Raw genomic sequence first — 26391 nt, forward strand, 5'->3', positions numbered from 1 at the left:
GCGCCTGTCATCGGGCGTCCTATATAAGAGAGGATCAAAAGGAAATGGACGATGCCTGCTTCCCGCACGTTTCTGCTCGCCGCCCTCTTGGCCGTTCTGTCGCCCGCAATTGCCGCCGCCGATTCGCTGAAGGTGGGTAAGCCGGGGCTCGGGCCGCTCAATACGGGTTCGACGCTTTGCGATTTTCGCGGCTGCTTCGGCTTCGGGCCGCAGCAATGGCATCGGCCGGCCTATGTTCAGCCGAATTACCGCCCGCGCGGCGCCGGGCCGACCTATTATCTGCCGGGTGCGGCCGGGCGGCCGCAGCTGACCTATGATCCGCCGCCGGTGCGCCGCGTGCAGCCGGCGGCGCGCGATATGAACAAGCATATCGCCTGGTGCACCAATGAGTATCGCTCCTATAATCCGCGGACGGATCACTTCCTCACCTATGAGGGCGTCTACCGAGTCTGCCGCTCGCCCTATCGCTGAGGTCAGCTTTCGAGCGAGGCGCGGTCGACATGGCCGAGATCGCGGCCGGGCTCGACGATGTCGCGGACCCGCTGCTTCAGCTCCTTCGGCCCGGGGAAACCGCCGTCGCGCTTGCGTTCCCAGATGAGATCGCCATTGACGCGGATCTCGAAATTGCCGCCGGTGCCGGGGATCAGCGCCACTTCGCCGAGGCTGTCGGAAAACGTATGCAGCAGCTCCTGCGCCATCCAGGCGGAGCGCAGCAGCCAGTTGCACTGGGTGCAGTAGAGGATCGAGACGCGGGGTTTTTCGGTCATGGCGATTTCCTTTCGTTCCGCTTGGTTTAGGCACGGTGGCGTGGCCGCGCAATTGCTGTGATCGAAGCGTCTTGCCTACGGTCTTACGCCATGGTCTCCTCCGCGTCGATCATATCGGGAACGCCCATGCGAGTCGCAGTCGTCGAAAACATGAAGAATAGCGGTCTTGGGGCGCTTGCCAGAGCGCTCGACGAGGCGGGCGCCGAGATCGAGTGGTTTCGCGTCTGGCAGGACGGCATCCTGCCGCTCGATATAGCCGGCCATGACGCGCTGGTCGTTCTCGGCGGTGAACAGAGCGCGCTGGATGACGAGACGCATCCCTATCTGCCCGAACTCGCCCGGCTTGCCCGCCGCTTCGGCGATGCCGGCAAGGCTGTGCTTGGCATCTGCCTCGGCAGCCAGATCCTCGCCCGCGCCTATGGCGCCGACAATCATCTCGGCATCGCCTGCGAATTCGGCTGGCACCGGATTGGCGTCACCGCCGAGGGCCAGGCCGATCCGCTGCTATCGGCGCTTGGCGGCGAATTCACCATCTTCGAATGGCATGCCGACACCTTTACCCTGCCCAAGGGCGCGGTGCGTCTGGCGGCGAGCGCCGTCGCCGAAAATCAGGCCTTCCGCATCGGCCGCGCCGCCTACGGCACCCAGTTCCATTTCGAGGCCGACCGGAGGGTCGTCGCGCAGTGGAAGGCGGAATTCCCTGATACGATCGCCCGCATCGCCCCCGGCTGGCTGGAGAACCATGCCGAACTGGCGGCGCACCATGGCGTCGCCGCCGATGCCGCCGGCCTGGCCATCGCGCGTGCCTGGGTCAGCCTGATCGAGTCGGCAGAGATCGGGCTATTGTCGGAGGCCCCGGCTTGAGAGGCGAAACGATGCCGGCAAGCGAATATGAAAAGATGGCGGCGGGTGAGTGGTATTGCTGCCTCGACGACGAATTGGATCGCCTGCGTCAGCAGGCGCGCCGTGCCGTTCACGCCCATAACACGCTGCCGCCGGATGCGCGCGGGGCCGTCGCCCCGGCGCTCAGAGCACTCTTTGCCGGCGCGGCGCCCGATATCTTCATCGAAGCGCCGTTTCACTGCTCCTACGGCATCAATATTGTTCTCGGCGAGCGCGTCTATTTCAATGCCGGCTGCACCATCCTCGATTCCGGCCGCGTGACGGTCGGCGACCGCACCATGTTCGGACCGGGCGTGCAGATCTATTGTGCCGAACATCACGAGGACCCCGCACTTCGCAGCCAAGGTATCGAGATCGCCCGGCCGGTTGCGATCGGCAGCGACGTCTGGATTGGCGGCGCTGCCGTCATCCTTGGTGGCGTCACCATCGGCGATGGCGCGATCGTCGGCGCCGGCGCTGTCGTGACCAGGGACGTGCCGGCGGGGACCACCGTGGTCGGCAAGCCGGCCCGACCGATGAACCGCCTCTGAGATTTGCGCCGGCGGGCTCTATCGACAACGTCGCCGGCTCCGCTAAATCACAGTGGCGGAAGGGGAGAGATATCATGACGGCCCAGAACTTACCCATGGAAGGCGGCTGCCGTTGCGGCCAGGTGCGGTTGAAGATCAGCGCGCCGCCGCTGCTGACAATGGCCTGCCACTGCACGGGCTGCCAGAGGATGACCGCGAGTGCCTATTCGCTGAGTGCCGCCATCCCCAGCGAAGGTTTCGAAGTGACGAAAGGCGAGCCTGTCATCGGCGGCCTGCACGGCACGACGAAACATTATTTTTGCCCGCATTGCATGAGCTGGATGTTCACCCGCCCGGAAGGCATGGACTGGTTCGTCAATCTGCGCGTCACCATGCTCGATGACCGCAGCTGGTTCACGCCGTTCATCGAGACATGGACGAGCGAGAAGCTGGCCTTTGCCGAGACCGGTGCAGTGCACAGCTACGCGGCGCTGCCGGAAATGGCGGCCTATGAAGGGCTGGTGAAGGAGTATATGGGCCGGGGATGAGTCAAAACTGCCGGTGTTTCGCAAATGGCAGGCCATGCTTCGCAACATATTCGTTTTGCTCCGCGATCGCCTCGGCGTTTTCAATTCGCCAAAGTCTTTCGCGTTCTTCGCGAGGCAGCGTTTCATCATCGCTGGTCTTTTGATCGACGGCCTGGACTTTGCCGCCCTTGTTGGGATCGCTATCTGCGCCTGCCGCCGATCCAGGGTTTCCGGTTGCTCGGCTTTCATTCTTCATGGCAGAACCTCCCTAGCAAATGCCGGCGCATTGGCGCTGGCATCATACCTTGCGTAGTCTAGGCGATACACCCCGGAAATGCGACTTCCCGGCTACCGACGGGCTTTCGTTCTCCTTGGACGACTTATAGAGCCTGACCACTTCTCCTCCGTCATGCTCGGGCTTGTCCCGAGCATCTGCGGCCGGTTGATACGTTGGCAGATCCTCGGCACAAGGCCGAGGATGACGGAGAATAAAGAGCGAGGCTTGGCAACAAACCAAGGAGACCCAGGTCTCGTCGTCAAAAAAGGCTCTGGGAAAGCCTATTCATCGCCCATCTTCAACGCCGCGATGAAGGCTTCCTGCGGAATCTCCACCTTGCCGAACTGGCGCATGCGCTTCTTGCCGGCCTTCTGCTTGTCGAGCAGCTTGCGCTTGCGGGTGGCGTCGCCGCCGTAGCATTTCGCGGTCACGTCCTTGCGCAGCGCCGAGATCGTCTCGCGGGCGATGACGTTGCCGCCGATCGCGGCCTGGATCGGGATCTTGAACATGTGCTTCGGGATCAGCTCCTTGAGCTTTTCGCACATGTCGCGGCCGCGCTTTTCGGCGGCGGTGCGGTGCACCATCATCGATAGCGCGTCGACCGGCTCGCCGTTGACGAGGATCGACATCTTCACGAGGTTGCCCTCGCGGTGATCGGTGAGCGTATAGTCGAACGAGGCGTAGCCCTTGGAAATCGACTTCAGCCGATCGTAGAAATCGAACACGACCTCGTTGAGCGGCAGGTCGTAGGTCAGCATCGCGCGCGTGCCGACATAGGTCAGTTCAATCTGGATGCCGCGCCGGTCCTGGCAGAGCTTCAGGATGCCGCCGAGATAATCGTCGGGGGTCAGGATCGTCGCGCGGATCCACGGCTCGTGGATCTCGGAGATTTTGACGACGTCGGGCATGTCTGCCGGATTGTGCAGCTCGCGTTCCGTGCCGTCGGTCATGTACATTTTGTAGACTACCGACGGGGCGGTGGCGATCAGATCGAGGTCGAACTCACGCTCCAGCCGTTCCTGGATGATTTCGAGATGTAAGAGGCCGAGAAAGCCGCAGCGGAAGCCGAAGCCGAGCGCCGCCGACGATTCCATCTCGAAGGAGAAGGAGGCGTCGTTGAGGCGCAGCTTGCCCATGGCGGCGCGCAGATCCTCGAAATCGGCGGCATCGACTGGGAAGAGGCCGCAGAAGACCACCGGCTGCGCCGGCTTGAAGCCCGGCAGTGCCTGTGCCGTCGGCCGCTTGTCCTCGGTGATCGTATCGCCGACGCGGGTATCGGCCACTTCCTTGATCGAAGCGGTGATGAAACCGATCTCGCCGGGGCCGAGGCTGTCGACATTGACCATCTTCGGCGTCAGCACGCCGACGCGCTCCACCTGGTATTTCGCATCCGTGCCCATCATGCGGATCGTCTGACCCTTTGTCAAAACGCCGTCGATGATGCGCACGAGAACCATGACGCCGAGATAGGTGTCGTACCAGCTGTCGACGAGCAACGCCTTCAGCGGCGCCTTCTCGCCGCCCGGGCTCTTCGGCGCCGGCAGCTTGTGGACGATCGCTTCGAGCACATCGGGAATGCCGAGGCCTGTTTTGGCCGAGATCAGCACAGCCTCCGACGCGTCGATGCCAATCACTTCCTCGATCTGTTCCTTGATGCGGTCGGGTTCAGCGGCCGGCAGGTCGATCTTGTTGAGCACCGTGACGAGCTCGTGATTGTTGTCGATCGCCTGATAGACGTTGGCGAGCGTCTGCGCTTCCACGCCCTGCGAGGCGTCGACGACCAGCAGCGAGCCCTCGCAGGCCGACAGCGACCGCGAGACTTCATAGGCGAAGTCGACGTGGCCGGGCGTGTCGATCAGGTTGAGGATGTATTTTTCGCCATTATTTGCCTGGTAGTGCAGGCGCACGGTCTGGGCCTTGATGGTGATGCCGCGCTCGCGCTCGATATCCATATTGTCGAGCACCTGCTCGGACATTTCGCGCTCGGCAAGGCCGCCTGTCGTCTGAATCAGGCGGTCGGCCAGCGTCGATTTGCCGTGGTCGATATGGGCCACGATCGAGAAGTTGCGGATATGGGACAGCGGAGTGGTCGAATTGGTGCTCATGCGCGCCATATAGCAGCGCCGCCCCCGGCCGCAAAGCGGTAATTATCCCGCCGTTTACGCTATTTTACGAGCCGGTCGAACGCGTCTCAGACCGGCCAGGTGTCCAGCCGCCAGGCCGAATCCCAGAACATCCATTCATACTGCGAGGCGCGCACGAAGACATCGCTCATCTCAATGCGTTCGGCCGGCGAGGCGGCGCGGGCGGCGATGTCGGTCAGTGCGATCACTTCGCGCGCGCCGGCGGCAAATTGCGGATCGCCATAGGTGTTGATCCAGGCCTGGAAGGCATTGCCCTCGACAACGGGCTGGTTCTTGATCGCCTCGCCGACATGCCAGTAGATCCAGAAGCAGGGGAGAATGGCGGAAAGCGCCACCGCGTAAGAGCGGTGATAGGCGGTGGCCAGCAGAAAATTGGTATAGGCAAAGCAGGTGGGCGACGGCTCCGCCGAGGTCACATCCGCGGCCGTGATGCCGAACTGGGTGAGAAAGCCGGCATGCAGGCCCTGCTCGACGGTGATCGCCTTCTGCGCCGAACCGAGGAAACGCAGCACCTGCGCATTGTCGGGCGCCTTGGCCGCGACGATGGCAAGGCAGCGTGCATAATGCTTGAGGTAAAGCGCGTCCTGCAGAATGTAGTGGCGAAAGATTTCCGGCGGCAGCGTGCCGTCGGAGAGCCGCGTCAGAAGCGGCAGCGCCTCGATCTCGGCCATGATGGGCGCAATCCTGCCCCAGGCGGCGGCCGTGAAGCTTCCCGTCAGTTCCGTGCTCTGCGTGTTGGCGTCCATTCGTCTCTCCATCGATCGCGCTGACATATACCGGCGAGGCTGCGATGAAAGCAAGTTGCGTGCGCGCCGCTTATCGGCTTGATTCCATCATGAGATCCTGTATTTCTCATATAGTAGAATCGCGGATAGGAAAGATGGAAGAGCAACTCGAGCAGGCGATCGGCATTCGCATCCGCAAGCTGCGGCTGGAAAAGGGCTTGACGCTGGACGATCTCTCCACCGCCTCCGGCGTCAGCCGGGCAATGATTTCGCGTATCGAGCGGGCCGAGGCCAGCCCGACCGCCTCACTGCTGGCAAGGATTTGCGCCGCCCTCGGCCTGTCGCTCTCGGCCTTTTTCGCAGAGGAGGGGCAGCAGGCCTCGCCGTTCGCCCGCAGGCAGGACCAGCAGGTCTGGCGCGATCCGGAAACCGGTTACCTCAGGCGGTCGGTCTCGGCGCCCGGCACTGCCTCCAATGTCGATATTGTCGAGGTCGAATTTCCCGCCGGCGCCCGCGTCAGCTTTCCCCCGCATACGGCCTCCCACGGCATGACCCAGCATGTCTGGCTGTTCGATGGCGAGCTGGAGATGACCGCCGGTGAGACGGTCTACCGGCTGCGTCCCGGCGACTGCCTCTTCATGCCTGTCGGCGAGGGCCATGTCTTCCACAATCCCGGCAACGCGCCGGCGCGCTATTGCGTCGTGCTCGATCGCGGCGGCCGATGACAGCCCCTATTTCAGGAGAACGACATGCCTGACATTCGCATCCTTTCCGCCGAGGAGGCACGCGCCGCCATTCCGGCCCTGTCGCAGGTGCTTGCCGATTGCGTCGCCGGCGGCGCGTCGGTCGGCTTCATGCAGCCCTATACGCCCGACGATGCCGAGCCCTATTGGCGCGACGTCGCCGATGCCGTTGCGGCGGGCGGCAATCTGCTGCTGGTCGCCGAACTCGCCGGAAGCATCGTCGGTACCGTGCAGGTGGGCGCTGCGCAGATGCCGAACCAGCCGCATCGCGGTGATCTGAAGAAACTGCTGGTGCATCGCTCCGCCCGCGGCAGGGGCCTTGCCCGGCTGCTGATGGAGGCCGCCGAACAGGAGGCAAGAAGGCGCGGCAAAACCCTGCTCGTGCTCGACACGGCAACCGGCAGCGATGCCGAGGCGATTTATCCGCGCCTGGGCTGGGAGCGCGTCGGCGTCATTCCCGATTATGCGCTGTGGCCGCAAGGCGGCTTCTGCGATACCACCCTGTTCTATAAGCGGCTCTAATTGCGCCGGCTCCGCTCAAGCCGGCCGGCGCAAACCCGGAAATGCCCCGGCAAGTGTGGTGCCTGCCGTCCATTGCGCCGCGTTCCAGCCGAACTGCCGCGCCGCTTCGATATTTTCCGCCATGTCGTCGATGAAGCCGATTTCGCCGGGCAGGGCGCCGGCGCGTTCGGTCGCCAGCCGGAAAAAGTCCGGCGAAGGTTTGCGGTGTCCGAGCGCGGCGGAATAGATGATGCCGTCGACATGCCCGCCGAGGCCAGCCTCTTCCATCAGATAGCGGGCCCGCCTGTGCTCCTGATTGGTCGCCAGAAAGAGGGCAACACCGCTTTGCCGGAGGGCGGCAAGCTCCTCCAGGAGATTGAGATCGAGGCGGGAATCGTTTTCGAACCAATAGTCGATCAGGGTTGCGGCGCTGAGATGCGGCGCGATCTCTGCAAGCACGGCCGAAAGCCGCGGTTCCAACGGCTCGCGGCCGATGATGATATCGTTCCAGTGGGTCTGGAAGAACGCCTGCTGCAGCAGGTCGAGGCGCAGCCCGAGATCGCGCTCGAGAAAGGTGAAGTGCGGCAGGCCGTCGGCCGGCCGGCCATGAATCAGCACGCCGTCGACATCGACCATCAGCACCTTCATGCGGAAAATTTCCTCGTTCTGAAAACACCGGCGAAGGTGGCGTTATTTAGCGCGGCGATCAAGCCGACACACCGCTTTTTCGTTGGGGCGAAGCCGTGTAAATCTCGATTTTCAATCAGGGGCAGGATCTGCAATGCGCGTCATCTATTCCGAAGATCATAAGCTGCGCGATGCCAGGACAGAGCTCTATGCCGGCCAGCTGGTGACGCCCTTCGAGGCGCCGTTCCGGGCCGAATGGATCCTGGCAGCCGTCAAGGAGGCGGGCTTTGCCGATGTTGTGGCGCCCGATGCGCACGGGCTGGAAACCGCCAAAAAGGTGCATGATCCCGCCTATCTCGATTTTCTCGCCACCGTCTGGGACCGCTGGGTGGCGGCCGGCTTCGAGGGCGAGGCGATCGCCAATTCCTTCCCGGTGCGCCGCACCAGCCAGCGCGTGCCCGACAATATCGTCGGCGCGATCGGCCATTATGCCAATGCCGCCGATACCTCGATCACCAAGGGCTCCTACGAGGCGGCGGTCGCCTCGATGCGCTGCGCTTTGACCGGCGCCGATTGGCTGGCCAAGGGGCACCGTTTGGCCTTCGCGCTCTGCCGCCCGCCTGGCCATCACGCCGGCATCGATCTCTTCGGCGGCTACTGCTTCATCAATAATGCGGGTGTCGCGGCGCAGCGGCTGCTCGATCGTGGCGCGGCCAGGGTTGCCGTACTCGATGTCGATTTCCACCATGGCAACGGCACGCAGGATCTCTTTTATCACCGCGGCGATGTCTTCACCTCCTCGCTGCATGGCGATCCGATGCACGCCTTTCCCTATTTCCTCGGCCATGCCGACGAGGAGGGCGAGGGAGCGGGCACTGGGACCAACCGCAATTATCCGATGCCGTCGGGCACACCCTTTGAGGTCTGGTCTTCTGCCCTTGCCGATGCGCTCGCCCGCATCAAGGCCTTCGGCGCCGAAGCGATCGTTCTGGCACTCGGCGTCGACACCTTTGAGCGCGATCCGATCTCCTTCTTCCGCCTCACCTCCGACGATTTCATCCGCATGGGCGCAATGATATCAGCCGCAGGACTGCCGGTGCTTGCCTGCATGGAAGGCGGCTACGGCGTGCCGGAGATCGGCCTCAATGTCGCCAATGTCCTCAAGGGTCTGGAAGCCTGATCGCTTGATATGACCGACGAGACCGTTCCATCCGATATCCCGACACCCCGCATGCTGAGCTGGGCGCGCAACTCCGCGATCTATCGCCTGGAGCGGCGGATGATGACGGAAAAGCAGCTCTTCGACGCCATCAGCCGCAAGGCCAGGGAGAAGTTCGAAGACATCAGCGCGGGCCAGCTCAAGGCCGTTGCCGATTTCGCCGTCACGTTTGCCTATGACAACAAGCTGATCGACGATGGCGCCTATGCCGAAATCAGCACGCGCTCTGCCGTGCGCGGCGGCAAATCGAAGCGCGCCATCGCCCAGAAACTCGCGGCCAAGGGTGTCGCGAGCGACAAGGTCGAGGCGGCGCTCGGAGAGGCGAACGATCTCTATGCCGCGACCATATTCGCCCGCAAACGCGCCTTCGGCCCGTTTCGCCGTGGCGACCTCGACGACAAACGCAAGGCAAAGGAACTGTCCGCCTTCGCCCGCAATGGCTTCAGCTTCGAGATCGGCAGGAAGGTCTTCGACATGAGTGTCGAAGACGCCGAAGAGGTGATCCTCTCCGGCCGCCTCTGATATGCATCAGCTCTTTTGCTGCCTGGATCAGAAGATTGAATTTGTCGGTTGCAAGCGGTCTCCGTATGAACGGCGCTCGATCGGAGATGCAGATGAAAGACAGAACGAACGACGGCGCCGGCGTGCTGGCATTGGAAACGCCTGCAACGTCCTCCGGCCTGGCGGCCGGCGGGCTGATGTGCCTCCTGTCCATGTCGTCGATCCAGTTCGGCGCAGCTCTGTCTTCCCACGCGATCGCCACCTATGGACCGGCCGGCGCGAGCTGGCTGCGCCTCGTCTTTGCCGCCATCATCCTGGTCGTCGCCGTCCGTCCACGCATGTTCAGCTACTCCAGGGAGCAATGGACAAGCGCGCTCGTTCTCGGCACGACGACAGCGTTGATGACCATGAGTTTTTTCGCGGCGATCGAGCGCATTCCGCTCGGCCTTGCCGTGGCGATCGACTTTCTCGGCCCGCTTTCGGTCGCGACCATCGGTTACGGTCTCAGCCGGCGTCTCGTCTGGCCGCTCATTGCCGCGCTCGGCGTGCTGGCGCTTGCCCATGACGGCGAAGGCTGGATCGGGGATATCTGGGGCATTCTCTTTGCCGGCGGCGCCGGGACCGGCTGGGCGATCTATATCGTGCTGACGAAGAAGATCGGCGCCAGCTTCAGGGGACTGGAAGGGCTTTCCATGTCACTGATGGTTGCCGCTGTGGTTGCCACACCCTTCGGCTTTTCAGGCGCCGCACCGGCGCTTGACGCTTCTGGCCTGATCGAAATGGCGGGCCTCGCCGTGCTCGTGCCGCTGCTGCCCTATACGCTGGAGCTGATCGCCCTGCGGCGCATGCCGACGACCTCCTTCGGCATTCTCATGAGCCTGGAACCGGCCATTGCGGCTCTGGCAGGCTTCGTCATTCTGATGCAGCCGATGACGCTTCTGCAGATGGCAGGAACGGCCCTGGTCGTCGCTGCAAGCGCCGGCGCGACCTTTTCCGCTAGAACAGGATGATTTTAGGCCCGGTCGGCCTAAAATCCGAATCCTGTTCTACATTAAAGAGTTAGAGCATGATGTCGTCCGAAAACCGCGCACACTTTTCGGCATCATGCTCGAGGCAATAATCCGTCAGCCCGCCTTCTTCGCCGGGTCGTCGAGCGCCGGATTGTAGAACAGCGACAGCGTCAGGCTCTTGGCGATCCGCTCCGCCGTCGCCATGAACCAGGCCTTGGCCTCCGGCGACGGGGCGATATCGTCGAGGGTTGCGGCAAACAGCGCCAGCCATTTCGGAAAGAGGTCCGGCGTCAGATCGGCGACGCCGGTATGCGCCTGCACCGGCTTGCCACCATAGGCGCCGCTGCGGAAGGCGACGGCCGACCAGAAACTCTTCATCTTCTCCATATGCTCCGGCCAACGGCCGGAGAGCCTGGCGTCGAACACCGGACCGAGATCGGCATGCGCCAGCACGCGCCCGTAAAACGTCTCGACCAGCCTGCCGATGAAGGCCTCGTCGACGCCCATCGCCCGCATCTCCGCCTCCGCCCTTTCGCGGATCGCCGCGACATGGGCTGGACGGCCCTGAATGTCATTGTCCATCATAAACCCCGGCGCCGCGCAATGCGGCCGCTCCTCATATAGGTGTTTGCGCCGGCGCGCCAAAGGCGTCCGTGCGGCTTGCGGCAATCTGTCAGCCTAAAGCGCGTAGCGATCTTTCAGATTCGCTTGTCGCGCTTTAGCTCCTTGTTTTTGCGCATGTCGTTGCCGCAAAACCGCGGCACACTTTTGCGTGACATGCTTTGTCGGCCTCAGCCACTTGACCGCCACCACCGCCTTCTTTAGATTTAGAATTATTCTAAATTTGTTGGAGCAAGTCATGCTGGCGCGGTTTTTCAGATCCTCGAAACGATCTTTTCAGTCGCTGTCCGAGCAGGAAATCCTCGCCCTTGCCATTGCCTCCGAGGAAGACGATGCCCGCATCTATCTCGCCTATGCGGATAAATTGCGGCCCGAATTTCCGGCATCGGCCAAGGTCTTCGAGGATATGGCCGAGGTCGAGGATACGCATCGCAAATCGTTGATCGAGATTTATCGTCAGCGTTTCGGCGAGCGCATCCCGCTGATCCGGCGCGAACATGTCGAAGGCTTTTATGAGCGCAAGCCCGACTGGCTCAGAGCCAACCTGTCGCTCGACGCGATGCGGCAGGAGACCGAGGCAATGGAGGAGCAGGCCTACCGCTTCTACGTCGAGGCGGTAAAGCGGACCTCGGACGCCTCGACGCGAAAACTTCTCGGTGATCTGGCGCTGGCCGAACAGGGGCATGAAGATATTGCCCGTATGCTCGGCGACAAGCACACGCCCGAGGATGTCAGGCGCGACGAGGACGAGACGGCGCACCGGCAATTCGTGCTGACCTATGTGCAGCCGGGCCTTGCCGGGCTGATGGACGGCTCCGTCTCGACGCTGGCGCCGATCTTCGCCGCCGCCTTTGCCACCCAGGACACCTGGCAGACCTTCCTCGTCGGCCTTTCCGCTTCCGTCGGCGCCGGCATTTCGATGGGCTTCACCGAAGCCGCCCATGACGACGGCAAGATCTCCGGCAGGGGCTCGCCGATCAAACGCGGGCTTGCCTGCGGCATTATGACGGCGCTCGGCGGCCTCGGCCATGCGCTGCCCTATCTGATCCCGCATTTCTGGACGGCGACGATCACCGCCGCGATCATCGTCTTCTTCGAACTCTGGGCGATCGCCTTCATCCAGAACCGTTACATGGAAACGCCGCTCCTGCGCGCCGCCTTCCAGGTCGTGCTCGGCGGCGGCCTGGTGCTCGGAGCGGGGATTTTGATTGGGAATGGGTGAGCTGCGGTCGGGCGCAGCCCGAGCAATCGATCCAGTGAATCGGTTGCAGCAGCGAACGCCCGTAGCCATGCGGAGGGCCGGGCGACGGCGCGGAAAACGCAACCCAATTCCAGTGCCGCAAATCTCCACGTCGATTCATATCACCCGAGCCTCTCCCTCATCCTGGGCGGCAGGCACAACGATCAGCCCTCATCCTGAGGCGCCCCGCAAGGGGCCTCGAAGGACGAGGGCGGGTGGTTGCGGTGGCCAGCCCCGTCCTTCGAGGCTTCGCCCTGCGGGCTACGCGCCTCAGGATGAGGCCGGAGAGAGGGCGCGCCAGCATCCTGTGCCCTTCGCTTAAGCTCCGTGCATTCGCGGCTTTGCCGCTCACCCCCTCATCTGCCTGCCGGCATCTTCTCCCCGCTGGGGAGAAGGACTCGCGGCAGCGTCTCGATCCTCTTGAGACCTTTGATGCAGGAATGATGACCGTGCGGCTCGCTCCCCCTTCTCCCCAGCGGGGAGAAGATGCCCGTCAGGGCAGATGAAGGGGGCGAGGAGCGTCAGCGACGAACGCCTTGAGCGTAAGCGAAAGGCCGGTAGCGGCAGACACCACAGCTCTCCGGCATAGAAAAGGCGCGTCTCGACGCCAAAAGCAAAAGGCCGGCTTTCGCCGGCCTTTTTCCCCGCATCCCCCGGAAATTGTCAGCGCAGTGCGCCGACCAGAACGTCGCGGCCGTTCTCGATGGTGACCCAGCGGCCGGCATTGTAGCTCGACTGGCGCTTGACGAAGGAATAAGGCGTCGCAAACCATGGCTTGACGTCGGTGGCGAGGTTGTCGAGCACGAAGTCGCCCTCGGCGGTGCGCAGCGTCAGGACGGCATGGCCCTCACCGTCAGGCTTGCGCACGACGGTCATCAACAGATCGGCGGCCGAAATGCCGCGCTGGATCAGGATGCGGCGCTTCAAGAGCGCGAAATCCTCGCAGTCGCCGGCGGTGGTCGGGTAGGCCCAGACTTCATCCTTGCCGTAGATTTCCTTGTCGGTCATCGGCGTGATCGTGCGGTTGACCATCGTGTTGACCGAACGAACGAGCGACCACTTTGCCGGCGTCATCTCGACAGGGCCAGCATTGCGGTTCGCGCCGCATTCGCTGCTGTGGGTCTGACAGAAATCATAATGGCCGATCGGCTGCGAAGTGGCGTTGCCTGTTACCATGGAAGCATTTCTGCTTGGAGCTGGGATGGCGGCCGTCGCCATCGCAAACACGGCCATCATGGCCACAAAGATACCCTTGATCCGCACGCCCGCTCTTTCCTCGATCGCCCCTTAATTATTAACAAATTGTTAATGGAGAGGGCCGAGAAGAGTCAATCGTTACTTCTTAGGAGGACCTTGCGACCCGTCGACATGGTTAAAATGCAACAAGACGGAGAGCTCGTTTCAGAGCATTATTGCCCGGCCATGGCGGTGCGGATGATGCCTTTGACGGCGCCCAGAATGAGGGCGATATCGCCGGGACGGGACAGGCGATGGTCGCCGTCGCGGATGAAGGTCAGCACCACGTCGTCGGCGGGAAGGTGCTCGACAAGTTTCATCGCATGCGCGTGCGGCACGTCGGGATCCTTCATCCCCTGGAGGATATGCACCGGGCAGCCCGTCTCGATCATGCCGTCGAGCACGCGGTTCTTGCGGCCGTCCTCGATCAGTGCCAGCGTATAGATGTTTGGTTCCGGGCTGTATTGCGAGCGCTCCTCGAAATAGCCGCGCTCGGCCAGCGACTTGCGCTCCTTCGCCTTCAGGTTCGGCTCGATCAGTTCGGAGGTGAAATCGGGCGCCGGCGCGATCAGCACCATTCCCTCGAGTTTTGGGCCTTCGAGCTTCGGGCCGTCCTGTCGTGCGAGTTCCTGCGCCAGCCGCAGCGCAATCCAGCCGCCCATCGAGGAGCCGACGAGAATGACCCGGTCGGGTGCGACGTGGCGGATCACGGCCAGCGCCTCCTCCAGCCAGCGCGAGATCGTGCCGTCGCGGAAACTGCCGCCGGAAAGCCCGTGGCCGGAATAGTCGAAACGGATACAGGCGGTACCGAGTTCGCCCGCCAGGCCGTCGAGCTCCAATGCTTTGGTGCCGCTCATGTCGGAACGGTAGCCGGATAGCCAAACGAGCGTCGGGGCATTATTGCCGGCTTGCGCCGGGCGCACCAGCATGGCGATCTCACGCGCCGTCTCGCCTTCGCCGACCGTCACGAACTGTGGCCGGACATTGGGCATCTGATCGGACATCGGCGAAACTCCTGTTGTTTTGGCCTATAAAACAGATTCTTGGCAGGCTGACAGCACGTGATTTTTCCGCTAAAGGATGATATTGACTCCGTTGCAGCGATAACGAGATACGTTTGTGCACCCTGATCGGGAGCGCGCGGCTGCAACATTCCGGAAACAACGCGAGGAGAATACGACCATTCGCAGACCTTTTAAGACCGATGCGCCCGTGAAGGACGGCCCGCGCTCGAACCGTGAAATCCGCATTCCCAAAGTTCAGCTGATCGCGGCTGACGGACAGAATATGGGCATCGTGCCCACCGACCAGGCCTTGAGAATGGCGGAAGAAGCCGGCCTCGATCTCGTCGAAATTTCCCCCAATGCCGAACCGCCGGTGTGCAAGATCCTCGATCTGGGCAAGCTGAAATATGCCAACCAGAAGAAGGCTGCCGAGGCGCGCAAGAAGCAGAAAATCGTCGAAGTCAAAGAAATCAAGATGCGTCCGAATATCGACACCCATGATTATGAGGTGAAGATGAAGGCGATGGGCCGCTTCTTCGATGAAGGCGATAAGGTCAAGGTGACGCTGAAGTTCCGCGGCCGTGAAATGGCCCACCAGGAACTCGGCATGAAGCTTCTGCAACAGGTCAAGGCCGATACGCTTGAGATCGCCAAGGTGGAAGCCGAGCCCAAGCTCGAAGGCCGCCAGATGATGATGGTGCTGGCGCCGAAGTAAGCGCCAGATACCCTTTTGCCCAAGGCCGTCCGCAAGGGCGGCTTTTGTGCTTTCGGTAATGTGCATTGGGCCGGCGAAGATTCCTCTCGGGCCCCGTTGCACTTTCATGACGCTGCGGTTATAAGCGCGCGTCCGAACTGACCGGCAGGGCATGCCGTGGCAGTTTCGAATGCTTGCGGAACGGTTCGTCGCCGATGCCGCAGATCAACAACAAACGCTCCCGCACCTTGTTGCGACGGCCGGAGAACCGGACTTCGCGAGAGGGCTTTTTTGATGAAGCGCGCAGGGAGGACAGAAGGAGTAGCAAAATGCCCAAGATGAAGACGAAGTCCTCTGCCAAGAAGCGGTTCAAGATCACCGCGACCGGCAAGGTCAAGGCTGCCGCTGCCGGCAAGCGCCATGGCATGATCAAGCGTACCAACAAGTTCATTCGCGATGCACGTGGCACCATGGTTCTCGCAGAACCGGATGGCCGCAAGGTTATCAAGAATTACCTGCCGAACGGTCTCTGAGACTCGTCCGCGAACGCTAGATTTAAGGAGATCATGATATGGCACGCGTAAAAAGAGGCGTCACCGCCCACGCCAAGCACAAGAAGGTTCTGAAGGCCGCCAAGGGCTTTTACGGCCGCCGCAAGAACACCATTCGCGCCGCCAAGGCCGCTGTCGACCGGTCGAAGCAGTACGCTTACCGCGACCGCAAGGTCAACAAGCGCAACTTCCGCGCCCTCTGGATTCAGCGCATCAACGCCGCTGTCCGCGAATTCGGCCTGACCTACGGCCGCTTCATTGACGGCCTGAACAAGGCCGGCATCGAAGTCGACCGCAAGGTTCTCTCCGACATGGCGATCCACGAGCCGGAAGCATTCGGCGCGCTCGTCAATGCTGCCAAGAAGGCCCTTGAGTACCTCAAGGAAACCGGTACGGCCAACGAGTTTGAAGGCGCGGTTCGTTAACCAGCGCTTCCCAGGCTCTATGCTATTCGAATTTTGGGAAACCCGCGCTGGTTTGGGCTAGCGCGGGTTTTTCTTTCTTTATATCCCTGCGCCGGTCGGCGCCGCCTGCCTCCCGATCCCCGCCTGATACTGGACGGAAAGAAGTGACAATGTCAGATATCGACCAGCTCAACTCATCGCTGCTCGCGGAAATCGCCGCCGCCAATGACGAGGCCGCCCTGGAAGCCGTGCGCGTGTCTGCCCTCGGCAAGAAAGGCTCGGTCTCGGAACTCCTGAAGACGCTCGGCGCCATGACGCCGGAGGAGCGCCAGACTCGAGGGGCTGCGATCAACGCCCTGAAGAATGCCGTGACGGATGCCATCGCCGAACGCAAGTCGGTGCTGAAAATGGCGGCGGTCAATGCGCGGCTGAAGGCCGAAACGGTCGATGTCAGCCTGCCGGTGCGCTCCTCGCCGGCCGAGCGCGGCCGCATCCATCCGATCAGCCAGATCGTCGATGAGATCACCGCGATCTTCGCCGACATGGGCTTCTCGATCGCCGAGGGTCCCGATATCGAGACCGATTATTACAATTTCACCGCGCTGAATTTTCCCGAAGGCCACCCGGCCCGCGAGATGCACGACACCTTCTTCTTCAATCCTGACGAAAACGGTGAACGCAAGGTGCTGCGCACGCACACCTCGCCGGTGCAGGTGCGCACCATGGAAGCGCAAAAGCCGCCGATCCGCATCATCATTCCCGGCAAGACCTATCGCCAGGACAGCGATGCCACGCATTCGCCGATGTTCCATCAGGTCGAGGGCCTCGTGATCGACAAGAAGGCCAATGTCGCCAACATCCGCTGGGTGCTCGAGGAGTTCTGCAAGACCTTCTTCGAGGTCGACAGCGTGACGATGCGCTTTCGCCCGTCCTTCTTCCCTTTCACCGAGCCCTCCTTCGAGGTCGACATCCAGTGCGACCGCTCCGGTCCGATCGTCAAGTTCGGCGAAGGCACCGACTGGATGGAGATCCTCGGCTGCGGCATGGTCCATCCGAACGTGCTGCGCTATGGCGGGCTCGATCCGGATGAATATCAGGGCTTTGCCTGGGGCATGGGCCTCGACCGCATCGCCATGCTGAAATACGGCATGCCCGACCTGCGCGACTTCTTCAACGCCGACGTCCGCTGGATGACGCATTACGGCTTCCGCCCGCTCGACATGCCGACGCTGTTCGGCGGCCTCAGCGTTTGAACGGAGAATTGCAACGATGAAATTCACGCTCTCCTGGCTGAAAGAGCATCTGGAAACGGATGCCACGCTTGACGAAATCTGCACCCGCCTGACCGAGATCGGTCTGGAGGTGGAGGAGGTCGACGACAAGGCGGCGTTCAAGCCCTTCGTCATCGCAAGGGTTGTTTCGGCGGAAAAACATCCGCAGGCCGATCGCCTGAAGGTGCTGATGGTCGACACCGGTTCCGGTGCGCCGGTCCAGGTCGTCTGCGGCGCCCCGAATGCGCGCGCCGGCCTCATCGGCGCCTTCGCCGCACCCGGGACCTATGTTCCCGGCATCGACGTGACGCTTGCCGTCGGTAATATCCGCGGCGTCGAAAGCCGCGGCATGATGTGCTCCGAAAAGGAAATGCAGATCTCCGACAATCATGAGGGCATCATCGATCTGCCCGACGACGCGCCGGTCGGTCAGAGTTACGCGGCCTATGCGCATCTCGACGACCCGGTCATCGAAATCAATCTGACGCCCAATCGGCCCGACTGCACGTCGATCCACGGGATCGCCCGCGATCTCGCCGCCTCCGGTCTTGGTACACTGAAGACACGCGCCGCGCCGTCCTTCGCCTTCGAAGGCGAGACGCCGGTCAAGTTGACGCTCGATCTCGACGATCCGAAGCTCTGCCCCGGCTTTGCGCTGCGCCTGGTGCGCGGCGTCAGAAACGGTCCGAGCCCGCGCTGGATGCAGCAGCGGCTCCTCGCCATCGGCCTGCGCCCCATCAACGCGCTGGTCGATATCACCAATTACATGACCTTCGATCAGGGCCGGCCGATGCACGTCTTCGACGCCGCCAAGGTCACGGGCAATCTCACCGTTCGCCGCGCCAGGGAAGGCGAGACCGTGCTGGCGCTCGACCAGCGCGAATACAAGCTCGGTCCGAACAACGTCGTCATATCAGATGAAGACGGCATCGAATCGATCGGCGGCATCATGGGCGGCGAACATTCCGGCTGCGACGAAAACACCGTCGACGTGCTGATCGAATCGGCCCTGTGGGACCCGATGAACATCGCCAAATCGGGCCGCAGCCTCGGCATCATCACCGATGCGCGCTACCGCTTCGAACGTGGTGTCGATCCGGAATATATGGTTCCGGGTCTCGAACGCACGACCGAGCTGGTGCTCGAACTCTGCGGCGGCATGGCCGCGCGCGCCGAGGTCGTCGGCTATAAGGGGCACGAGCCGAAGGTCGTCGATTTCCCCTATTCCGAGGTCAAGCGCCTGACGGGCCTTGAAGTCTCGACCGAAGAAAGCAACGCGATCCTCGCCCGTCTCGGTTTCACGGTTTCCGGCTCCGGCGAACGCGTTTCCGTCGCCGTTCCTTCATGGCGCCCCGATGTCGACGGCAAGGCCGATCTCGTCGAGGAGGTGATGCGCATCCACGGCGTCGACAATATCAAGCCGGCGCCGCTCGAAAGTCATGCTGCCGTCAACGGCAGGATTCTGACGACGCTGCAGATCCGCACCCGCGCGGCCAAGCGTGCGCTCGCCTCGCGCGGCATGCTGGAGGCCGTCACCTGGTCCTTCATTCCGGAAGATCAGGCGAAGCTCTTCGGCGGCGGTTCGCCGGCCCTGAGGCTTGCCAATCCGATCGCCGCCGAAATGTCGGATATGCGCCCCTCGCTGCTGCCTGGCCTGCTGACTGCAGCGCAGCGCAACGCCGACAAAGGCTATGGCGACGTGGCGATCTTCGAAGTCTCGGGCACCTATGAGAATGATCGGCCGGACGGCCAGCGTCGCGTTGCCGGCGGCATCCGCCGCGGCACCGCCTCGCTCGCCGGAGGCGGGCGCATGTGGTCGAATGCGGTGAAGGGTGGCGGCAAACCGGTCGACGTCTTCGACGCCAAAGCCGATGCGCTCGCCGTCATCGAAGCCTGCGGCCTGCCGATGGGCAATATCCAGATCGAGCAGGGGGGGCCTGAATGGTATCATCCCGGCCGCTCCGGCACCATCAAGATGGGGCCGAAGGTGGTGCTCGGTTACTTCGGTGAATTCCACCCGCTCACGCTGGAAGCGCTCGATGTCTCCGGCGCCCTCTGTGGTTTCGAGGTCTATCTCGACGCGATGGCCGAGCCGAAGAAGAAGGCGACCCGCACCAAGCCGGCGCTGGAACTGTCACCCTTCCAGGCGGTCAAGCGCGACTTCGCCTTCGTCGTCGACAAGACGGTGGAATCGGGCGCCATCATCAAGGCTGCGACGGGGGCAGACCGCAAGCTCGTCACCGGCGTCAACGTCTTCGATATCTTCGAAGGTGCGTCTGTCGGCGAAGGCAAGAAATCGGTGGCGATCGAGGTTCAGATCCAGCCGGTCGAGCGTACGCTGACGGATGAGGATTTCGAAGCGCTGACGCAGAAGATCGTCGCGAGCGTCGCAAAGTTCACCGGCGGCGTGCTGAGAAGCTGATCCCGCCAGTCTTCGCAAAAATAAAGAACCGGTCGTTCGAGCGGCCGGTTCTTTCACGTGTGGAGATGGTAGAGCTTGCTGACGATGACCCATCGGCCGTCGATCTTCAGCAGTGAGAGATAGTCGGTAAAGCGCATTCCGGCGAAATCGTCGGTGACCTTCACGCTCGCCGCGTCACCCTCGACATCGACGCTTTGTATATCCATGAAGGGCTGCGTGCCGGGCGGAGCCGGTTCCTCCGCCAGGATCGCGGTGATGAATTCATCCCGCGTCAGCCATTCGACGGCATTCTGGTAATAGCCGATGATCGAGCTTTTTGGGTGAAAGGCCTTCTTCAAGGCTGCCGCATTGGCGAAGGCCATGCCTTCGACATAGAGATGAACCGTCTGTTCGACTGCCTGCCTGTCCGACATGTTTCCATCCCGTTCTCCGAGATGACGTTAGATAGTTTCGCCGGACCGGAAGACAAGCCCGGCCGATTGCATCAGGCCGGGCTTCTTCGATTACAGATTCGTCATCGCAAGCGAGGCGTCCGAATAGCGTTTTCCCGCCACCTGTGCGGCGGGGATCGCTTCGCCGAGCTGCCGGAGCTCGGCTGCGCTGAGGCTGATATCGGCAGCGGCGGCGTTCTGCTCGAGATGGTGAAGCTTGCGGGCGCCGGGGATCGGCACGATGTCGTCGCCCTGGCTCAGCACCCATGCGAGCGCCAGTTGCGCCGCCGTCACGCCCTTCTCGGCGGCAAGCCGCTCGAGCGTCGCGACGAGGGCGGCGTTGGCGTCGAAATTTTCCGCCTGGAAGCGCGGCACCTGCCGGCGGAAATCGTCGGCGGCAAGATCATCGGCCTTGCGGATCGCCCCTGTCAGGAAACCGCGGCCGAGCGGGCTGTAGGGCACGAAGCCTATGCCGAGTTCGCGGCAAGTGGCAAGCACATCCTCTTCGGGATCGCGGGTCCAGAGCGAATATTCGCTCTGCAGCGCTGCGATCGGATGGACCGCGTGGGCGCGGCGGATGGTGGCGCTGCCGGCTTCCGAGAGGCCGAGCGCGCGGACTTTGCCTTCCCTTACCAACTCGGCCATGACGCCGACCGTCTCCTCGATCGGCACGTTGGGGTCGACCCGGTGCTGGTAGAGGAGGTCGATGGTCTCGATGCCGAGACGTTTCAGCGAGGCCTCGGCAACCGCCCTGACATGTTCGGGGCGGCTGTCGACGCCGGCGATGGCGGCAGCGCCCGCCCGGCTGGTATCGATCTTGAAGCCGAATTTGGTGGCGATCACCACGCGGTCGCGGTGAGGCTTCAGCGCTTTTCCAAGAAGAATCTCGTTGGTAAACGGGCCATAGACTTCGGCAGTGTCGAAGAGGGTGACGCCGAGATCGACGGCGCGATTGAGCGTCCGGATCGATTCCGCTTCGTCGCTGGCGCCATAGGCGAAGCTCATGCCCATGCAGCCGAGGCCGACGGCGGAGACGGTCAGATCATTTCCGAGTTTACGGGTCTTCATGATGGGGTTCCTTTTCTGAGCTGATTTTGACCGCTGGAGCATGATGCCGACACGTGTGAGCGATTTCGAATGACACCACGCGTCCGGAGAAATCATTTGTTTGGCGGTGCGGACAGACCATATCGGCCACGGATCGATCAGAAAATACATGCGGTTTCTAACAAGCTGTTCTATCATTTCGATCAATGAACAGGACACAGCTCTCCCAACTCGCCGTTCTTGCCGCCGTCTCGGAGCATCGCAGCTTCCGCGCCGCGGCCCGGGAACTCCTCGTGGCGCCGTCGGCGATCAGCCATGCAATCTCGAGCCTCGAGGAAAGCCTGGGCGTCAGGCTTCTGGCGCGCACCACCCGCAGCGTCGCGCCGACCGAAGAAGGACGTCTGCTTCTCGAGAGGCTGCGACCGGCGCTGGAGGAAATCGACATTGCGCTGGAGGCGGTTCGCGACACGCGCGCCAAACCGGCCGGAAACCTGCGCATCACTGCCCCGCGCTTCGCCTCCGATATCCTGCTTGCTCCGCGCCTCGGCGATTTTCTCAACCTCTATCCCGATATCACCCTGGAGATTGCCAATGAGGACGGCTTCACCGATATCGTCAAGGAAGGCTTCGATGCCGGCCTAAGACTGGAAGAGAGTCTGGAGGCCGATATGATCGCCGTCAGGTTCTCGCCCAATCTAACGACTGTCATCGCCGCCTCGCCGGACTATTTCGAACGCCATCCGAAACCGGAGCATCCGCGTGATCTCGTCTATCATCGCTGCATCAAACGGCGCTTCACCAATGGCTCCATCTATCGCTGGGAATTCGAAAAGGACGGTCAGGAACTCGTTGTTGCCGTCGACGGGCCGCTCATCGTCAGCGAGGACCGGCTGGCTCTGCTTGCGGCACTGAACGGCGCCGGCCTTGCCTATCTCTTCGATTTGCGGGTGCATGCGGAACTGGCGGCCGGCAAGCTTGTGCGCGTGCTGGAGGATTGGTGCGCGCCCTATCCCGGGCCGTTTCTCTATTATCCCACCCGCCGGCAGATGCGCCCGGCGCTGCGCGCCTTCATCGATTTCTTCAGATATGCCGAGAGGGATGCGGGCGGCCGGTAGGGCAGCCGCCCGTTCTCATCGTGGCGTCAGGCAGCCTTGGCCTTCTGGTTTGCCGCGGTGGTGGCAAGCTGCGAGAGCGTCTTGTCGGTGGCCGTCTCCTCCTGCAGCGTCTGGTCGAGCAGGCTGACGACATCCTTGAGGCCGAGCGTTGCAGCCCAGGTTTTCAGCGTGCCGTAACGAGCGATTTCATAATGCTCGACGGCCTGTGCTGCCGAGATCAGGCCAGCATCCAGCGCCGGGGTGCCTTTGAACTCCTCCATGATGTCCTCGCCTTCGGCGATAATGCCCTGGATCGCCTCACAGGTCTTGCCCTGGGCGCGCTTGCCGATCTTCTCGAAGACCTGCTGCAGGCGCTCGACCTGACCTTCGGTTTCCTCGAGATGCTTCTGGAAGCCTGCCTTCAGTTCGGAGGACTGGGCGGCGCGCGCCATCTTCGGCAGGGCGCGCAATATCTGCCGCTCGGCGAAGTAAATGTCCTTGAGCGTGTCATAGAAGAGATCTTCCAACGTCTTTTCCTTGGCCATTTTCTCGATCCTTGATTTGGGAAAGGCCGCGAACGCGGCGACACATTAAGAAGCAAGGATCGCGCAAATTGTTCCCGAGCGATTTCGGGTGGACTGGAAATCGGCTCCGGGCAATCATCCCGCCGTTTCCTAGGGAGAAAAAATGATGCGGAAGCCGGGTTCGATGAAAGGGCTGGAGGATCTTGGCCGGGTGCGGCTGTCGCCGAATTTCTTCTTCCGCGATTTCCTGCATTCCGAAATCGCCGATTTCTACCGCATCCCCAACATTCCCGAGGATCCCGATCTGGCCATCGAGGCGGGGAGGCGGCTTTGTGAGGATCTGCTGGAGCCGCTGGAGGCAACGTTTGGGCGTCTGCACATCCGCTCCGGCTATCGCTCGCCTGATGTCAACAGGTTCGGCAACGAGAACAAGCTGAACTGCTCGACCAATGCCGCCACATCAGCCCATCACATTTGGAATATGCGCGATTTCGATGGCTGCATGGGTGCCGCCGTCTGCATCGCCGTGCCGTGGATGATCGACCGCTATCGCGACGAAAGCGACTGGCAGCGGCTCGCCTGGTGGATCCACGACCACCTGCCCTATGCTTCGCTCTGCTTCTTCCCCAAGCTCTGGGCCTTCAATATCCAGTGGCACGAACGGCCGAAACGGATCATCCAGAGCTATGTCAGCCCGCGCGGCATCCTCACCAAGCCGGGCATGGCGAACTGGGAGGGCGATCATGGCGCGTTCTACGAGGGGTTTCCGCCGCTCAGAAGCTGATGCGATAGCGGATGTGGCCGTCGCTCTCGACATAGCTGTCATAGAGCGCCCGGGCCGTCTTGTTGTTTTCGCTCGTATGCCAATAAAGCCGCGACCAGCCCTTTGCCTTGCCGAGTGCGACGAGATCGTCCATCAGCGCCCGGCCGACGCCCTTGCCACGCGCATCGGCATCGACGAACAGGTCTTCGAGATAGCAGTCCCTGCCGCGGATCCAGGTGCCCTCATGCGTCAGATACAGCGCAAAGCCGATGATCCTGCCGTCGATCTCGGCGACGCGCATCGCGATCGCGGAGGCGGGATCGAAGATCCGCCGCCACGTCTGGTCGGTGATATCGGCCTCGACGGTCACGTCGTAAAAGTCGAGATAGGCCGCCCAGAGCTGGCGCCAGCCGGCTTCGTCCTCAGGGCGGGCATCGCGTATCGTCACGGTCATGGCTCTGTTCCTTCAGCGCCGGCTTCGTCGAGCAGCGCCATCGCCTCGTCGGAGAGGGACAGTGTCGCCGCTTTCGCCAGGCTTTCGAGCTGCGACAGGCTGGTGGCGCTGGCGATCGGCGCCGTCACGCCTTTCTTGCGCAAGAGCCACGCAAGCGAGATTTCCGCGGGCTTGGCGCCGGTCTCGGCAGACACCTTGTCGAGCGCGGCCAGGATGCGCAGGCCCTTTGCGTCGAAATACGTCGAAACGCGGCCCTCGCGTGCCCGGCCCTGCGTATCGGCCTTGCTGCGGTACTTTCCGGTGAGGAAGCCGGCGGCGAGGCTGAAATAGGTGATGACGCCGATATCCTCCTCGACGCAGAGCTCTGCGAGCGGCCCCTCGAAACTTGCGCGCGCATAGAGATTATATTCCGGCTGCAAGACGTCGTAACGCGGCAGGCCGGCCTTTTCGGCGGCGTCGAAGGACGCCTGCAGCAGGCCCGCATCAAAATTCGAGCAGCCGATGGCGCGGATCTTGCCCTGCTCTTTCAGCTTGGCATAGACGCCGAGCGTTTCCTCATGCGGCGTATCGGCATCCGGCCAGTGCGAGAGATAGAGATCGATATAGTCGGTCTGCAGCCGGCTAAGCGACGCCTCGACCGCTTTCAGAATATAGCCCGCCTTCAGCGTCTTTCCCTGACCCATGTCCGAACCGACCTTGGTGATGATGACGGCCTTGTCGCGCGAAACCGCTGATTGCTTCAGCCAGCGGCCGATGATCTTCTCGGAATCGCCGCCCTTGTTGCCCGGAACCCATGCGGAGTAGACATCCGCCGTATCGATCGCGTTCAGGCCGGCATCGAAGAAGGCGTTGAGAATGGCAAAGGAAGTTTTTTCGTCGGCCGTCCAGCCGAAGACATTGCCGCCGATGACGATCGGCGCGACCGAAAGGCCAGTTTTTCCAAGCCGACGCATTTCCATGACGCTCTCCAAAATCGTTGAGTGAGTGAAATCGCGGATACGGCAGAACGCCGCCCCGGAGCATGATGCCGAAAAGTGTATGCGGTTTTCGGACGACATCATGCTCTAACGATCTGAGGTAAATTAGTGCGATCTCTGCATCGGGAAAACCAAACTTCCGTGATTTCATGTCGCACCATTGCGCCGCAGCCAAGCCCTGAATATGGTTCGCGGACATCAGTCTGGGAGGCTTGGACATGCTGCGTTTCGGTATCATTTCGACGGCGAAGATCGGGCGCGACAATGTGGTTCCCGCCATCCAGGATGCGGAAAACTGTGTCGTCACGGCGATTGCGAGCCGGGATCTCGCGCGCGCAAGGGAGATGGCCGACCGCTTCTCCGTGCCGCACGCCTTCGGCTCCTATGAGGAGATGCTGGCTTCCGACGTCATCGACGCCGTCTATATCCCGCTGCCGACCTCGCAGCATATCGAATGGTCGATCAAGGCGGCCGATGCAGGCAAGCACGTGCTCTGCGAAAAGCCGCTGGCGTTGAAGGCCGCCGAGATCGACGCAGTGATCGCTGCCCGCGATCGCAATAAGGTGGTGGTCACGGAAGCCTATATGATCACCTATTCGCCAGTCTGGCAGAAGGTGCGCTCGCTGATCGACGAGGGAGCGATCGGCTCGCTCCGGCATGTGCAGGGCGCCTTCACCTATTTCAATCGCGATGCCGCCAACATGCGCAACATCCCCGAGCTCGGCGGTGGCGGCCTTCCCGATATCGGCGTCTACCCCGTCATGAGCACGCGATTTTCGACCGGCAAGGAGCCGCTCCGGATCCAGGCGATTACCGAGCGCGATCCGGATTTCGGCACCGATATCTATTCGAGCGTCAAGGCCGACTTCGCCGATTTCGAGTTGAGCTTCTATGTCTCGACACAGATGGCCAACCGCCAGATCATGGTTTTTCACGGCACCGACGGTTACATCGAGGTCAAGTCGCCGTTCAACGCCAATCGCTGGGGGCCGGAAGAGATCGAACTGGCCGATCGCAGCCACAATGAATCGCGCATCTTCCGCTTTCAGGACAGCCGCCAGTACAGGCGCGAGGTCGAGGCTTTCGCTCGGGCGGTAGAGAACGGCAAGGAAGAGATCGTTACGCTCGAAAATTCGAAGCTGAACCAGAAGGTCATCGATGCGATCTATCGCGCCAGCGAGAAGGACGGCTGGGAGGCGGTCTGA

The 26391-nt window shown here is 62.2% G+C and carries 31 protein-coding genes; 18 read left to right on the plus strand and 13 right to left on the minus strand.

Annotation, left to right across the window (positions count from 1 at the left end; all coding sequences use genetic code 11):
- Window positions 1-51: 51 nt before the first annotated feature.
- Window positions 52-471 (plus strand): BA14K family protein, encoded by a 420-nt coding sequence (locus EFD56_RS04290; protein WP_085741561.1) that lies wholly within the window; start codon window positions 52-54, stop codon window positions 469-471.
- 2 nt (window positions 472-473) lie between these two features.
- Here the strand turns inward: EFD56_RS04290 and EFD56_RS04295 are convergent, their stop codons facing one another.
- Window positions 474-767, minus strand: a complete 294-nt coding sequence (locus EFD56_RS04295; protein ID WP_012482297.1) for an Rdx family protein — start codon at window positions 765-767, stop codon at window positions 474-476.
- Between the two features lie 126 nt (window positions 768-893).
- On the opposite strand from EFD56_RS04295, the gene EFD56_RS04300 reads away from it, so the two are divergent.
- The 3 genes from EFD56_RS04300 to EFD56_RS04310 all read left to right on the plus strand — a co-directional run bounded on the left by EFD56_RS04300 (window position 894) and on the right by EFD56_RS04310 (window position 2727).
- Window positions 894-1631 (plus strand): type 1 glutamine amidotransferase, encoded by a 738-nt coding sequence (locus tag EFD56_RS04300; protein ID WP_126904757.1) that lies wholly within the window; start codon window positions 894-896, stop codon window positions 1629-1631.
- 11 nt (window positions 1632-1642) lie between these two features.
- Entirely contained in the window at window positions 1643-2200 is a 558-nt protein-coding gene (locus EFD56_RS04305; RefSeq protein ID WP_126904909.1) for a sugar O-acetyltransferase, read from the plus strand.
- 74 nt (window positions 2201-2274) lie between these two features.
- Window positions 2275-2727: a GFA family protein gene (locus tag EFD56_RS04310; protein ID WP_126904758.1), complete on the plus strand. Its 453-nt coding sequence runs from the start codon at window positions 2275-2277 to the stop codon at window positions 2725-2727.
- A 1-nt stretch (window position 2728) separates the two neighbouring features.
- Here EFD56_RS04310 and EFD56_RS04315 read toward each other — a convergent pair whose 3' ends face one another.
- The 3 genes from EFD56_RS04315 to tenA form a co-directional block, all read right to left on the minus strand.
- On the minus strand, window positions 2729-2962 hold the full coding sequence (locus EFD56_RS04315) for a type II toxin-antitoxin system CcdA family antitoxin (protein WP_126904759.1): 234 nt from the start codon (window positions 2960-2962) through the stop codon (window positions 2729-2731).
- 302 nt (window positions 2963-3264) lie between these two features.
- A complete protein-coding gene (lepA, locus tag EFD56_RS04320; protein ID WP_037142863.1) occupies window positions 3265-5097 on the minus strand; it encodes a translation elongation factor 4 in 1833 nt (610 codons plus the stop codon).
- Window positions 5098-5174: 77 nt separating this feature from the next.
- On the minus strand, window positions 5175-5873 hold the full coding sequence (tenA, locus tag EFD56_RS04325; RefSeq protein ID WP_126904760.1) for a thiaminase II: 699 nt from the start codon (window positions 5871-5873) through the stop codon (window positions 5175-5177).
- 134 nt (window positions 5874-6007) lie between these two features.
- On the opposite strand from tenA, the gene EFD56_RS04330 reads away from it, so the two are divergent.
- On the plus strand, window positions 6008-6577 hold the full coding sequence (locus EFD56_RS04330; RefSeq protein WP_126904761.1) for a helix-turn-helix domain-containing protein: 570 nt from the start codon (window positions 6008-6010) through the stop codon (window positions 6575-6577).
- Between the two features lie 24 nt (window positions 6578-6601).
- A complete protein-coding gene (locus tag EFD56_RS04335; protein ID WP_126904762.1) occupies window positions 6602-7117 on the plus strand; it encodes a GNAT family N-acetyltransferase in 516 nt (171 codons plus the stop codon).
- A 15-nt stretch (window positions 7118-7132) separates the two neighbouring features.
- On the opposite strand, the gene EFD56_RS04340 is transcribed toward EFD56_RS04335, so the two are convergent.
- A complete protein-coding gene (locus EFD56_RS04340; RefSeq protein WP_037142870.1) occupies window positions 7133-7744 on the minus strand; it encodes an HAD-IA family hydrolase in 612 nt (203 codons plus the stop codon).
- A gap of 133 nt (window positions 7745-7877) precedes the next feature.
- Between EFD56_RS04340 and EFD56_RS04345 the strand changes: the two genes are divergently transcribed.
- The 3 genes from EFD56_RS04345 (at window position 7878) to EFD56_RS04355 (ending at window position 10453) form a co-directional block, all read left to right on the plus strand.
- Complete coding sequence (locus EFD56_RS04345) at window positions 7878-8903, plus strand: histone deacetylase family protein (RefSeq protein ID WP_126904763.1); 1026 nt, start codon at window positions 7878-7880, stop codon at window positions 8901-8903.
- A 9-nt stretch (window positions 8904-8912) separates the two neighbouring features.
- A complete protein-coding gene (gene recX, locus EFD56_RS04350; RefSeq protein WP_126904764.1) occupies window positions 8913-9464 on the plus strand; it encodes a recombination regulator RecX in 552 nt (183 codons plus the stop codon).
- A gap of 92 nt (window positions 9465-9556) precedes the next feature.
- Complete coding sequence (locus EFD56_RS04355) at window positions 9557-10453, plus strand: EamA family transporter (protein ID WP_126904765.1); 897 nt, start codon at window positions 9557-9559, stop codon at window positions 10451-10453.
- 114 nt (window positions 10454-10567) lie between these two features.
- On the opposite strand, the gene EFD56_RS04360 is transcribed toward EFD56_RS04355, so the two are convergent.
- Entirely contained in the window at window positions 10568-11035 is a 468-nt protein-coding gene (locus tag EFD56_RS04360) for a group III truncated hemoglobin (RefSeq protein ID WP_126904766.1), read from the minus strand.
- A gap of 277 nt (window positions 11036-11312) precedes the next feature.
- Between EFD56_RS04360 and mbfA the strand changes: the two genes are divergently transcribed.
- Window positions 11313-12296, plus strand: coding sequence for an iron exporter MbfA (gene mbfA, locus EFD56_RS04365; protein ID WP_126904767.1), 984 nt, complete (start codon window positions 11313-11315; stop codon window positions 12294-12296).
- Window positions 12297-12977: 681 nt separating this feature from the next.
- Here mbfA and EFD56_RS04370 read toward each other — a convergent pair.
- Together EFD56_RS04370 and EFD56_RS04375 are read right to left on the minus strand one after the other, a co-directional pair.
- On the minus strand, window positions 12978-13577 hold the full coding sequence (locus EFD56_RS04370; protein WP_037115232.1) for a transglutaminase-like cysteine peptidase: 600 nt from the start codon (window positions 13575-13577) through the stop codon (window positions 12978-12980).
- A gap of 146 nt (window positions 13578-13723) precedes the next feature.
- On the minus strand, window positions 13724-14554 hold the full coding sequence (locus EFD56_RS04375) for an alpha/beta hydrolase (RefSeq protein WP_126904768.1): 831 nt from the start codon (window positions 14552-14554) through the stop codon (window positions 13724-13726).
- 178 nt (window positions 14555-14732) lie between these two features.
- Between EFD56_RS04375 and infC the strand changes: the two genes are divergently transcribed.
- From infC to pheT, 5 genes are all read left to right on the plus strand, one after another.
- Window positions 14733-15269 (plus strand): translation initiation factor IF-3, encoded by a 537-nt coding sequence (infC, locus tag EFD56_RS04380; RefSeq protein ID WP_082928759.1) that lies wholly within the window; start codon window positions 14733-14735, stop codon window positions 15267-15269.
- A gap of 308 nt (window positions 15270-15577) precedes the next feature.
- Complete coding sequence (rpmI, locus tag EFD56_RS04390) at window positions 15578-15781, plus strand: 50S ribosomal protein L35 (protein WP_003570998.1); 204 nt, start codon at window positions 15578-15580, stop codon at window positions 15779-15781.
- A gap of 38 nt (window positions 15782-15819) precedes the next feature.
- Window positions 15820-16224: a 50S ribosomal protein L20 gene (gene rplT / locus EFD56_RS04395; protein WP_004673860.1), complete on the plus strand. Its 405-nt coding sequence runs from the start codon at window positions 15820-15822 to the stop codon at window positions 16222-16224.
- Window positions 16225-16373: 149 nt separating this feature from the next.
- Window positions 16374-17456 (plus strand): phenylalanine--tRNA ligase subunit alpha, encoded by a 1083-nt coding sequence (pheS, locus tag EFD56_RS04400; protein ID WP_126904770.1) that lies wholly within the window; start codon window positions 16374-16376, stop codon window positions 17454-17456.
- 16 nt (window positions 17457-17472) lie between these two features.
- Window positions 17473-19896 carry a phenylalanine--tRNA ligase subunit beta gene (pheT, locus tag EFD56_RS04405; RefSeq protein ID WP_126904771.1) on the plus strand — a complete coding sequence of 808 codons (2424 nt, stop codon included), beginning with the start codon at window positions 17473-17475 and terminating at the stop codon, window positions 19894-19896.
- 53 nt (window positions 19897-19949) lie between these two features.
- On the opposite strand, the gene EFD56_RS04410 is transcribed toward pheT, so the two are convergent.
- The gene (locus EFD56_RS04410; protein WP_004673863.1) at window positions 19950-20309 is read right to left on the minus strand and encodes a nuclear transport factor 2 family protein; all 360 of its coding nucleotides are present in this window, start codon (window positions 20307-20309) and stop codon (window positions 19950-19952) included.
- 90 nt (window positions 20310-20399) lie between these two features.
- Window positions 20400-21395 carry an aldo/keto reductase gene (locus EFD56_RS04415; protein WP_126904772.1) on the minus strand — a complete coding sequence of 332 codons (996 nt, stop codon included), beginning with the start codon at window positions 21393-21395 and terminating at the stop codon, window positions 20400-20402.
- 185 nt (window positions 21396-21580) lie between these two features.
- Between EFD56_RS04415 and EFD56_RS04420 the strand changes: the two genes are divergently transcribed.
- Window positions 21581-22489 carry a LysR family transcriptional regulator gene (locus EFD56_RS04420; protein WP_064826745.1) on the plus strand — a complete coding sequence of 303 codons (909 nt, stop codon included), beginning with the start codon at window positions 21581-21583 and terminating at the stop codon, window positions 22487-22489.
- A 26-nt stretch (window positions 22490-22515) separates the two neighbouring features.
- On the opposite strand, the gene EFD56_RS04425 is transcribed toward EFD56_RS04420, so the two are convergent.
- Window positions 22516-23013: a YciE/YciF ferroxidase family protein gene (locus EFD56_RS04425; RefSeq protein ID WP_004673867.1), complete on the minus strand. Its 498-nt coding sequence runs from the start codon at window positions 23011-23013 to the stop codon at window positions 22516-22518.
- Between the two features lie 145 nt (window positions 23014-23158).
- On the opposite strand from EFD56_RS04425, the gene EFD56_RS04430 reads away from it, so the two are divergent.
- On the plus strand, window positions 23159-23776 hold the full coding sequence (locus EFD56_RS04430; protein ID WP_126904910.1) for a hypothetical protein: 618 nt from the start codon (window positions 23159-23161) through the stop codon (window positions 23774-23776).
- Here the strand turns inward: EFD56_RS04430 and EFD56_RS04435 are convergent.
- Both EFD56_RS04435 and EFD56_RS04440 read right to left on the minus strand, forming a co-directional pair.
- Window positions 23766-24209: a GNAT family N-acetyltransferase gene (locus EFD56_RS04435; RefSeq protein ID WP_016735059.1), complete on the minus strand. Its 444-nt coding sequence runs from the start codon at window positions 24207-24209 to the stop codon at window positions 23766-23768. The genes EFD56_RS04430 and EFD56_RS04435 overlap by 11 nt on opposite strands.
- Window positions 24206-25168: an aldo/keto reductase gene (locus tag EFD56_RS04440; protein ID WP_126904773.1), complete on the minus strand. Its 963-nt coding sequence runs from the start codon at window positions 25166-25168 to the stop codon at window positions 24206-24208. Before EFD56_RS04440 ends, EFD56_RS04435 begins: the two co-directional genes overlap by 4 nt.
- Window positions 25169-25404: 236 nt before the next feature.
- On the opposite strand from EFD56_RS04440, the gene EFD56_RS04445 reads away from it, so the two are divergent.
- A complete protein-coding gene (locus EFD56_RS04445; protein ID WP_126904774.1) occupies window positions 25405-26391 on the plus strand; it encodes a Gfo/Idh/MocA family protein in 987 nt (328 codons plus the stop codon).

Origin of the sequence: Rhizobium phaseoli (genome assembly GCF_003985125.1) — a bacterium.
Classification (GTDB): domain Bacteria; phylum Pseudomonadota; class Alphaproteobacteria; order Rhizobiales; family Rhizobiaceae; genus Rhizobium; species Rhizobium phaseoli.